This window comes from Mycobacterium sp. TH-M103 (genome assembly GCF_057473785.1).
Genome location: NZ_JBYCLG010000003.1, coordinates 1 through 11,108 on the forward strand (window position 1 = coordinate 1; position 11,108 = coordinate 11,108).

Sequence of the window (11,108 nt, forward strand, 5' to 3'; positions counted from 1 at the left end):
GGGCGCGCAACGACCCGACGCTGCAGGTCGGCAAGCTGGTCGCCAACAACACCCGCATCTGGGTGTACTGCGGTAACGGCAAGCCGTCGGACCTCGGTGGCGACAACCTGCCCGCGAAGTTCCTGGAGGGCTTCGTGCGCACCAGCAACCTGAAGTTCCAGGACGCCTACAACGCCGCCGGCGGGCACAACGCGGTGTTCAACTTCGACGACAACGGCACGCACGACTGGCCGTACTGGGGCGCGCAGCTGCAGGCCATGAAGCCTGACCTGCAGTCGACGCTGGGCGCGACGCCCGGCGCCGGCCCGGCCGCCACGACCGCGGGCACCGCTAACAGCGCCGGCAACACCGGCGCCGGTCACTGACACACAGCAACGCCATCGGTGGCGGGGACCCTGCGGGGTCCCCGCCACCGATCGTTTCCGGCGGTGTGACCTGTTTCACCACCCTCGGTTCCGGTCGGGCCGCGACCTGGCTAATGTGCAGACAGCGACGAGACGATGGAGGGTGGCCATGAGGGTCGTACGGGGTCTGCTGCGGCTGGTGTGCGTCGCCGCGCTGGCTGTGGGACTGAGCGGTGTGGTGGCGGTGGGCGGCTCGCCCGGAAAGGCCGGCGCCGCCGGCTACGAGAGCCTGATGGTTCCTTCGGCGGCGATGGGCCGCGACATCCCGGTGGCCTTCCTCAAAGGCGGCCCGCACGCGGTCTACCTGCTCGATGCCTTCGACGCCGGGCCGGACGTCAGCAACTGGGTCACCGCAGGCAACGCGATGAACACGCTGGCCGGCAAGGGCATCTCGGTGGTCGCGCCGGCCGGCGGCGCCTACAGCATGTACACCAACTGGGAACAGGACGGCAGCAAGCAGTGGGACACGTTCCTGTCCAGCGAGCTGCCGGATTGGCTGGCCGCCAACCGGGGGCTGGCGCCCGGCGGTCATGCCGCCGTGGGCGCCGCGCAGGGCGGCTACGGCGCGATGGCGCTGGCCGCCTTCCACCCCGACCGCTTCGGCTTCGCCGGCTCGCTGTCGGGCTTCGTGTACCCGTCGAGCACCAACTACAACGGTGCGATCCTGGCGGGCCTGCAGCAATTCGGCGGCGTCGACGGCAACGGGATGTGGGGCGCCCCGCAGCTGGGCCGCTGGAAGTGGCACGACCCGACGGTGCATTCGGCACTGCTGGCGCAGAACAACACCCGGGTGTGGGTGTACAGCCCGACCAATGACGGGGCCAGCGATCCCGCGGCGGTGATCGGCCAGGCGGCCGTGGCGATGGGCGGCTCCCGCGAGTTCTACCAGATGTACCGCAGCAACGGCGGGCACAACGGGCACTTCGACTTCCCCGGCGGCGGCGACAACGGCTGGGGCTCGTGGTCGGGCCAACTCGGGGCGATGTCGGGCGACATCGTCGGCGCCATTCGCTGAGACGGCGAGCCGGTACCGTGTAGAAGGTGCAGCGGGGGGTGAGACCGCGTCGCTGCCGCCTTCCGACTGGCAGGAGAACATGGCAACCAACGCGCGGCGCAAGCGCCACCGGATGCTCGCCTGGGCCGCCGCCCTGTCGGTGGCGGGCGTGGTGTTGCTGGTGCTGGTGGCGGTGGTGGTCCTGCTGCGCAGCTCGCAGTCGCCGCCGACCGCGGTGCCGCCCGGGGTGCTGCCGCCGGCCTCGACGACGACGCACCCCCACAAGCCCCGCCCGGCCAGCCAGGCCGCCTCGTGCCCCGACGTGGACCTGATCGCGATTCCCGGCACCTGGGAGTCTTCCCCGGATGACGATCCGCTCAACCCCACGCAGTTCCCGAACGCGTTGCTGCTCAAGGTGACCGGGCCGTTGCGTCAGCAGTTCCCGCCCTCGCGGCTGGAGACCTACACCGTCCCCTACACCGCGCAGTTCAACAACCCGCTGAGCGGCGACACGCAGATGTCGTACAACGCCAGCCGGGCCGAGGGCACCCGCGCGACGATCAAGGCGATGACCGACATGAACGCCAAGTGCCCGTTGACCAGCTACGTGCTGATCGGCTTCTCGCAGGGCGCGGTGATCGGCGGCGACATCGCCAGCGACATCGGCAACGGCCGCGGCCCGGTCGACGACGACCTGGTGCTGGGCGTGACGCTGATCGCCGACGGGCGCCGCCAGCCGGGGGTGGGCAACGACGTCGGGCCCAACCCGCCGGGGGAGGGTGCAGAGGTCACCCTGCACGAGGTGCCGGTGCTGTCCGGGCTCGGTCTGACCATGACCGGTGCGCGGCCGGGCGGTTTCGGGGCGCTCAACGACAGGACCAACGAGATCTGCGCCCCGGGCGATCTCATCTGCGCCGCCCCGGACGAGGCCTTCAGCCTCACCAACCTGCCCAACACGCTGAACACGCTGGCCGGCGGCGCCGCGGGACCGGTGCACGCCCTGTACGCCACCCCGCAGTTCTGGAGCCTGGACGGGGAGCCGGCGACCGAGTGGACGCTCAACTGGGCGCGGGGCCTGATCCAGAACGCGCCGCATCCCAAACACGGGTGAGGGGACACAGCCTCAGGTAGAACGGAGCCGACCCCCAACAGCGGTACCTTGTGATTTGGTGTGCCGGGTTCGGACCCTTAACATTAAGAGAAAATTAAGAGCAGTTAGAGCGTCAAGAGCATAAGTAGCGTTGTGCTGACCCGCTCGGGTCGGAGCCGATGTGAACCGGAGCCTGCGTCATCGCGGGCCGGCCGGGTCGGCCCGTGCGCAGACCACAGGTAAATGTCGACGAGCAGTGTTTGACAGGAGAGCGGTATGGCGTACCACAACCCGTTCATCGTGAACGGGAAGATCAGATTTCCCGAGAACCTCAATCTGGCCCGGCACGTGGAGCGCTGGGCAAAGGTTCGCGGGGACAAACTGGCCTATCGGTTCCTCGACTTCTCCACCGAGCGTGAGGGCATCGCCCGCGACATCTCCTGGTCCGACTTTTCCAAGCGCAACCGGGCCGTGGGGTCCCGACTGCAGCAGGTCACCCAGCCCGGCGACCGCGTCGCGATCCTGTGCCCGCAGAACCTGGACTATCTGATCTCGTTCTTCGGCGTGCTGTACGCCGGCCGGATCGCGGTGCCGCTGTTCGACCCCAGCGAGCCGGGCCACGTCGGGCGGCTGCACGCCGTGCTCGACGACTGCACGCCCTCGACGGTCCTGACCACCAGCGACTCCGCCGAGGGCGTCCGCAAATTCTTCCGCAACCGCCCGGCCAAGGACCGGCCCCGCGTCATCGCCGTCGACGCGGTGCCCGACGAGGTCGGCGTCACCTGGGAGCAGCCGACGGGCGGGGCAGACGACATCGCCTACCTGCAGTACACGTCGGGCTCGACCCGCACGCCCACGGGGGTGCAGATCACCCACCTGAACCTGCCCACGAACGTGGTGCAGGTGCTCGACGCCCTCTCCATGGGTGGCGAGGAGGGCGACCGCGGCGTCAGCTGGCTGCCGTTCTTCCACGACATGGGCCTGATCACGGTGCTGTTGTCGCCGGTGTTCGGCCACAACATGACGTTCATGACGCCGGCCGCGTTCGTGCGCCGGCCCGGCCGCTGGATCCGGGCCATGGCGCGCCAGGACGAGAACGACAACGGGTCGGTCATCTCGGTGGCGCCGAACTTCGCGTTCGAGCACGCCGCGCTGCGCGGTGCGCCCAAGGACGGCGAGCCGCCGCTGGACCTGAGGAACGTCCGGGGGATCCTCAACGGCAGCGAGCCGGTGTCACCGGCATCGATGCGCCGGTTCTACGAGGCGTTCCAGCCCTACGGCCTGCGCGAGACGGCGATCAAGCCGTCCTACGGCCTGGCCGAGGCGACGCTGTTCGTCTCCACCACGCCGATGAACGAGGCGCCGCTGGTCATCCACGTCGACCGGGACGCGCTGAACGAGCACCGCTTCGTCGAGGTCGCCGCCGACGCGCCCAACGCCGTCGCGCAGGTGTCCGCGGGCGTGATCGGTGTCGACGAATGGGCCGTCATCGTCGACGCCGACTCGGCCACCGAGCTGCCGGACGGGCACATCGGGGAGATCTGGCTGCACGGCAACAACATGGGCGTCGGCTACTGGGGCAAGGAGGAGGAGACCACCGAGACGTTCAAGAACATCCTCAAGTCGCGTACCAGCCCGTCGCACGCGGAGGGCGCCGCCGACGACGGTATGTGGGTCCGCACCGGCGACTACGGCACCTACTACAAGGGCAACCTCTACATCACCGGCCGGATCAAGGACCTGGTCATCATCGACGGCCGCAACCACTACCCGCAGGACCTGGAGTACTCGGCCCAGGAGGCCAACAAGGCGCTGCGCACCGGGTACGTCGCCGCCTTCTCGGTGCCGGCCAACCAGCTGCCCCGGGAGGTGTTCGACAACCCGCACACCGGCCTGAGCTACGACCCGGAGGACACCTCCGAGCAGCTGGTCATCGTCGCCGAGCGCGCCGCGGGGGCGCACAAGCTCGACTACCAGCCGATCGCCGACGACATCCGGGCGGCGATCGCCGTCCGGCACGGCGTGACCGTTCGCGACCTGTTGCTGGTGCAGGCCGGGCTGATCCCGCGCACCTCCAGCGGCAAGATCGGCCGACGTGCCTGCCGGACCGCCTATCTCGACGGCAGCCTGCGCAGCGGCGTCGGTTCTCCCACCGCCTTTGCCACCGAATCAAGCTGAACCGGACATGACTGACACAGGATCTGAATCGTTGGACAACCCGCCCGCGAACGACAACCTGCCCGCGAAGAAGACCGACATGCGCGCCGACGACGATGCAGAGCGCAGCGATGAGGAGAAGCGGCGGATGCCGTCCGTCCCGGAGATGCGGGAATGGCTGCGCAACTACGTGGCCAGGTGCACCGGCCAGTCGCCCGACTCGATCGACGAGTCGGTGCCCATGGTGGAGCTGGGGCTGTCGTCGCGCGATGCCGTGGCGATGGCCGCCGACATCGAGGACATGACCGGTGTCACGCTGTCGGTCGCGGTGGCCTTCCAGCACCCGACGATCGAGTCGCTGGCCACCCGCATCATCGAGGGCGAGCCCGAGGCGGACACGTCCGCCGACGGCGACGCGGACTGGACGCGCACGGGCCCCGCCGAGCGCGTCGACATCGCGATCGTGGGACTGTCCACCCGCTTCCCGGGTGACATGGACACCCCCGCCGCGACATGGCAGGCGCTGATGGAGGGCCGCGACGCCATCACCGACCTGCCCGAGGGGCGTTGGGAGGAGTTCCTCGCCGAGCCGCGGCTGGCCGAACGGATCGCCAACGCCCAGACCCGCGGCGGCTACCTGAAGGACATCAAGGGCTTCGACTCCGAGTTCTTCGCGGTGGCCAAGACGGAAGCCGACAACATCGACCCGCAGCAGCGGATGGCGCTGGAGCTCACGTGGGAGGCGCTGGAATACGCCCGCATCCCGGCGTCGAGCCTGCGCGGCAAACCCGTCGGCGTGTACATCGGTGTCTCCAACAACGACTACGCCATGATGGCGGTCTCCGACCCCACCAGCGCGCACCCGTACGCGATCACCGGCACCGCCACCTCGATCATCGCCAACCGGGTGTCCTACTTCTACGACTTCCGTGGGCCGTCGGTGGCCGTCGACACCGCGTGCTCGAGTTCACTGGTGGCGATTCACCAGGCCGTGCAGGCGCTGCGCAACGGCGAGTGCGACGCCGCGGTGGCCGGCGGGGTCAACGCGCTGATCACCCCCGCGGTGACATTGGGATTCGACGAGATCGGCGCGGTCCTCTCGCCGGACGGCCGGATCAAGTCGTTTTCCTCGGACGCCAACGGTTACATCCGCTCCGAGGGCGCCGGCATGCTGGTGCTCAAGCGCGTCGACGACGCCCGCCGTGACGGCGACCAGATCCTGGCCGTCATCGCCGGCAGCGCGGTCAACCACGACGGCCGGTCCAACGGCCTGATCGCCCCCAACCAGGACGCGCAGGCCGACGTGCTGCGCCGGGCCTACAAGGACGCCGGCATCGACCCCCGCAACGTCGACTACATTGAGGCGCACGGTACCGGAACGGTGCTCGGCGACCCGATCGAGGCCGAGGCCCTGGGCCGCGTCGTCGGCAGGGGCCGTCCCGCCGACCGCCCGGCGCTGCTGGGGGCGTTCAAGTCCAACATCGGCCACCTGGAGTCGGCGGCCGGTGCGGCCAGCATGGCCAAGGTGGTGCTGGCGCTGCAGCACGACAAGCTGCCGCCATCCATCAACTTCGCCGGTCCCAGCCCGTACATCGACTGGGACGCGGTGCACCTGAAGGTGGTGGACCAGGCCACCGACTGGCCGCGCTACGGCGGGTACGCGCTGGCCGGCGTCTCGAGCTTCGGCTTCGGCGGGGCCAACGCCCACGTGGTGGTGCGCGAGGTCCTGCCCCGTGACGTGGTGGAGCGCGAACCCGAGCCCGCCCCGCCGGCCAAGGCGGGGGCCGAGGCCGAGGCGCCCGCCATGGAGAGTCACTCGCTGCGGTTCGACGAGTTCGGCGAGATCATCCCCGACACGGCGGCGACCGGGGAGGAAGAGCGCGAACTGCCGGGCCTCACCGAGGAGGCCCTGCGGCTCAGGGAAATCGCGCTGGAGGAGCTCGCCGCTCAGGAGGCCGCGGAACCGACCAAGCCCCTGATTCCGCTGGCGGTGTCGGCGTTCCTGACGTCGCGCAAGAAGGCCGCCGCCGCCGAACTGGCCGACTGGATGGAAAGCCCCGAGGGGCAGGCGTCGTCGCTGGAGGCGATCGGCCGGTCGCTGTCGCGGCGCAACCACGGCCGCTCGCGCGCGGTGGTGCTGGCCCACGACCACGAGGAGGCCGTCAAGGGCCTGCGCGCGGTCGCCGAGGGCAAGCAGCGCCCGGGTGTGTTCAGCGTCGACGGGCCGGTGACCAGCGGCCCGGTGTGGGCCATGGCCGGATTCGGCGCGCAGCACCGCAAGATGGGCAAGAACCTGTACCTGCGCAACGAGGTCTTCGCCGAGTGGATCGAGAAGGTCGACGCGCTCATCCAGGACGAGCGGGGCTACTCGGTGCTCGAGCTCATCCTCGACGACTCCCACGAATACGGCATCGAGACTTCCAACGTCGTCATCTTCGCGATCCAGATCGCGCTGGGCGAGTTGCTCAAGCACCACGGCGCGAAACCCGCCGCGGTGATTGGCCAGTCGCTGGGCGAGCCCGCGTCGGCCTACTTCTCCGGTGGGCTGTCGCTGGCCGACGCCACCCGGGTGATCTGCTCGCGTTCGCACCTGATGGGCGAGGGCGAGGCGATGTTGTTCGGCGAGTACATCCGGTTCATGGCGCTCGTCGAGTACTCCGCTGACGAACTCAAGACGGTGTTCGCCGACTACCCCGGCCTCGAGGTGTGCGTCTACGCCGCGCCCAGCCAGACCGTCATCGGCGGCCCGCCCGAGCAGATCGACGCGATCGTCGCCCGGGCCGAGTCGGAGGGCCGCTTCGCCCGCAAGCTGCAGACCAAGGGCGCCGGCCACACCTCGCAGATGGATCCGCTGCTCGGCGAGTTTTCAGCGGAACTGCAGGGCATCACCCCCCTGAGTCCCACCACCGGGATCTTCTCGACGGTGCACGAGGGCAGCTACGTCAAGCCCGGCGCCGAGCCGATCCACGATGTCGCGTACTGGGTCAAGGGCATGCGGCATTCCGTCTACTTCACCCACGGCGTCCGCAACGCCGTCGACAGCGGCTACACCACCTTCCTGGAACTGGCGCCCAACCCGGTGGCGCTGATGCAGATCGGCCTGACCACGGCCGCCGCGGGTCTGCCCGACGCCCAGCTGATCGCGACACTGGCCAAAAAGCAGGACGACGTCGAGTCGATGATCTCGGCCATGGCCCAGCTCTACGTCTACGGCCACGACCTCGACATCTGGACGCTGTTCACGCGGCATTCCGCCGCGCGCTTCGACCCGCAGGACTACGCGAACATCCCGCCGACCCGGTTCAAGCGCAAGGACCACTGGCTGGACGTGTCCTTCTCCGCGGGCAGCAGCTCGGTGATCCTGCCGGGCGCCCACGTCGCGCTGCCGGACGGGCGCCACGTGTGGGAGTACACGCCCCGGATCTTCACGGGCCTGGAGGCGACCGACCTGCAGGCGTTGGTGAAAGCCGCCGCCGCCGAGGTGCTTTCAGACGCCCAGCTGACGGCTGCCGAGCAGCGGGCGGTGCCCGGGCAGGGCTCGGTGCTGGTGACGACGCTGACCCGCCACCCCGGCGGCGCCTCGGTTCAGGTGCACGCCCGCGTCGGCGAGTCCTTCACGCTGGTCTACGACGCCCTGGTGACGCGGGGCGGCGCCCAGTCGGTGCTGCCGGCCGCGGTCGGCGCGGGCACGGGGATCGCGTCGGAACTCCCGGCGGCCCCTGCCGCCGCGCCGAAGGCCCCCGTCGAGGACCTGGAAGCGGAAACCACCAAGGACAGCCTGACCAACCGCTACCTGCCGTCCGACACGGTCAAGTGGTCGCCGGACTCCGGTGAGACCGTCGGGGAGCGGCTGGGCATGATCGTCGGCGTGGCGATGGGCTACGAGCCCGAGGACCTGCCGTGGGAGGTGCCGCTGGTCGAGCTGGGCCTGGACTCGCTGATGGCGGTGCGCATCAAGAACCGCGTCGAATACGACTTCGACCTGCCGCCGATCCAGCTGACGGCCGTGCGCGACGCCAACCTTTACAACATCGAGCAGCTGATCCAGTACGCGGTCGAGCACCGCGACGAGGTCTCGCAGCTGGCCGAGCACCAGAAGACGCAGACGCCCGAGGAGATCGCCAGGGAGCAGGCGCAGCTGCTCAGCGGGGCGACACCCGCCACGGTCGCGGTGCCCGCGCCCGACCCGCAGGCCGAGCCCGAGACGCAGCCGGAGTCCGACGTGGCCGTCCCGCCGCCGCCGACCGACCCGTCGGGGCCCGCGACCAACGGCGCCGCGCAGCCGGACCTGAAGGGGGCGGCCGCGGCGCTCAGCCAGCAGGCGGTGGCCAAGGCGCTCAACTCCGACGTGCCGCCGCGCGACGCGGCCGAGCGGGTCACGTTCGCCACCTGGGCGATCGTGACGGGCAAGTCCCCGGGCGGCATCTTCAACCCGCTGCCCAAGCTGGACGGCGACGCCGCCGCCAAGATGGCGCAACGGCTCTCCGAGCGCGCCGACGGCCCGATCAGCGCCGAGGACGTGCTGGCGGCGGAGACCATCGAGGCGCTGGCCGAGAAGGTGCGCGGCCACCTCGAGGCCGGTGAACTCGACGGGTTCATCCGCACGATCAGGGCGCCGCAGAACGATTCGCAGGTACCGGTGTTCGTGTTTCACCCGGCCGGCGGCTCGACCGTGGTTTACGAGCCGCTGCTCAACCGGCTGCCGGCGGACACGCCGATGTACGGCTGCGAGCGGGTCGAGGGCACCGTGCAGGAGCGGGCCGCCCAGTACGTTCCCAAACTGCTGGAACTCAACGGCGACAAGCCGTTCGTGCTGGCCGGCTGGTCGCTGGGGGGTGCCCTGGCCTATGCCTGCGCGATCGGGCTCAAGCGGGTGGGCGCCAACGTGGCGTTCGTCGGCATGATCGACACCGTGCGGGCCGGCGAGGAGATCCCGCAGACCCGCGAGGAGACCCGCAAGCGCTGGGACCGGTACGCGAGGTTCGCCGAGCGCACCTTCAACGTCGAGATCCCCGCGATCCCGTACGAGCAGCTCGAGGAGCTCGACGACGAGGGCCAGGTCAAGTTCGTGCTGGAGATCGTCCAGCAGAGCGGCGTGCAGGTCCCCGGCGGCATCATCGAGCACCAGCGCACGTCCTACCTGGACAACCGGGCGTTGGAGACCGTCCAGATCGAACCCTATGACGGCCATGTCACCCTCTACATGGCGGATCGCTACCATGACGACGTCATCGAGTTCGAACCGCGCTACGCCACCCGCAAGCCGGACGGCGGCTGGGGTGAGTACGTGTCCGACCTCGAGGTGGTGCGCATCGGTGGCGAGCACATCCAGGCCATCGACGAGCCCTTCATCGCCAAGGTGGGTGCGCACATGAGCGAGGCCTTGCAGAGCATCGAGCGCCAGACGAGTGAGGTGGGCAAGTAGTGACGGAGATGGCTCCAGCGCCCGTTCAGCACAGCACGGCCGAGAAGCTGGCCGAGTTGCACGCCCGCCTGGAGCAGGCCAAGGAGCCCGGCGGTGAGAAGGCCGCGGCGAAGCGCGACAAGAAGGGCATTCCCAGTGCCCGCGCGCGCATCCACGCGCTGGTCGATCCCGGCACCTTCCTGGAGATCGGCGCGCTGGCCCGCACCCCCAACGACCCCAACGCCCTCTACGGGGACGGCGTGGTCACCGGCCACGCCATGATCGACGGCCGGCCGGTGGGGGTGTTCTCCCACGACCAGACGGTGTTCCAGGGCTCGGTCGGGGAGATGTTCGGCCGCAAGGTCGCCCGGCTGATGGAGTGGTGCGCGATGGCCGGCTGCCCGATCGTCGGCATCAACGACTCCGCCGGTGCCCGCATCCAGGACACGGCCACCTCGCTGGCCTGGTACGCCGAGCTGGGCCGCCGCCACGAGCTGTTGTCCGGGCTGGTGCCGCAGATCTCGATCATCCTGGGCAAATGCGCCGGGGGAGCGGTGTATTCGCCGATCCAGACCGACCTGGTGGTGGCGGTGCGCGACCAGGGCTACATGTTCGTCACCGGCCCCGACGTCATCAAGGACGTGACGGGCGAGGACGTCACGCTCGACGAACTGGGCGGCGCGGACTACCAGGCCCGCTACGGCAACATCCACCAGGTGGTGGAGTCGGAGGCCGCGGCGTTCCAGTACGTGCGCGACTTCCTGTCCTTCCTGCCGTCCAACGCCTACGACAAGGCGCCGGTGGTGAACCCCGGCCTGGAGCCGGAGATCACCGCGAGCGACCTCGAGCTCGACTCGATCGTGCCGGACTCGGACAACACGGCCTACGACATGCACGAGATCCTGCTGCGGATCTTCGACGACGGCGACTTCCTCGACGTCGCCGCGCAGGCCGGGCAGGCGATGATCACGGGCTACGCGCGGGTCGACGGCCGCACCGTCGGTGTCGTCGCCAACCAGCCGATGCACATGTCCGGGGCGATCGACAACGAGGCCTCCG

At 69.8% G+C, this 11,108-nt stretch carries 6 protein-coding genes; all 6 read left to right on the forward strand.

Annotated features, from left to right (window positions below; translation table 11 throughout):
- On the forward strand, positions 1 to 365 hold a 365-nt coding region (locus AC2VOR_RS00085; RefSeq protein WP_486962968.1), incomplete at its 5' end, for an alpha/beta hydrolase-fold protein.
- A 148-nt stretch (positions 366 to 513) separates the two neighbouring features.
- Entirely contained in the window at positions 514 to 1,419 is a 906-nt protein-coding gene (locus AC2VOR_RS00090; RefSeq protein WP_369736371.1) for an esterase family protein, read from the forward strand.
- Positions 1,420 to 1,498: 79 nt separating this feature from the next.
- Positions 1,499 to 2,509: a carboxylesterase Culp6 gene (gene culp6 / locus AC2VOR_RS00095; protein ID WP_369736372.1), complete on the forward strand. Its 1,011-nt coding sequence runs from the start codon at positions 1,499 to 1,501 to the stop codon at positions 2,507 to 2,509.
- Positions 2,510 to 2,764: 255 nt separating this feature from the next.
- On the forward strand, positions 2,765 to 4,666 hold the full coding sequence (gene fadD32, locus AC2VOR_RS00100) for a long-chain-fatty-acid--AMP ligase FadD32 (RefSeq protein ID WP_369736373.1): 1,902 nt from the start codon (positions 2,765 to 2,767) through the stop codon (positions 4,664 to 4,666).
- 79 nt (positions 4,667 to 4,745) lie between these two features.
- Positions 4,746 to 10,070, forward strand: a complete 5,325-nt coding sequence (gene pks13, locus AC2VOR_RS00105) for a polyketide synthase Pks13 (RefSeq protein WP_486962970.1) — start codon at positions 4,746 to 4,748, stop codon at positions 10,068 to 10,070.
- 8 nt (positions 10,071 to 10,078) lie between these two features.
- The coding region (locus AC2VOR_RS00110) for an acyl-CoA carboxylase subunit beta (RefSeq protein ID WP_486962969.1) at positions 10,079 to 11,108 on the forward strand (1,030 nt) is incomplete at its 3' end.

Excerpts from the sequence above, each read along its gene's own strand:
- pks13 (WP_486962970.1), top strand. The coding sequence starts at position 4,746 with ATGCGCGCCGACGACGATGCAGAGCGCAGCGATGAGGAGAAGCGGCGG.
- culp6 (WP_369736372.1), top strand. The coding sequence starts at position 1,499 with ATGGCAACCAACGCGCGGCGCAAGCGCCACCGGATGCTCGCCTGGGCC.
- AC2VOR_RS00090 (WP_369736371.1), top strand. The coding sequence starts at position 514 with ATGAGGGTCGTACGGGGTCTGCTGCGGCTGGTGTGCGTCGCCGCGCTG.
- fadD32 (WP_369736373.1), top strand. The coding sequence starts at position 2,765 with ATGGCGTACCACAACCCGTTCATCGTGAACGGGAAGATCAGATTTCCC.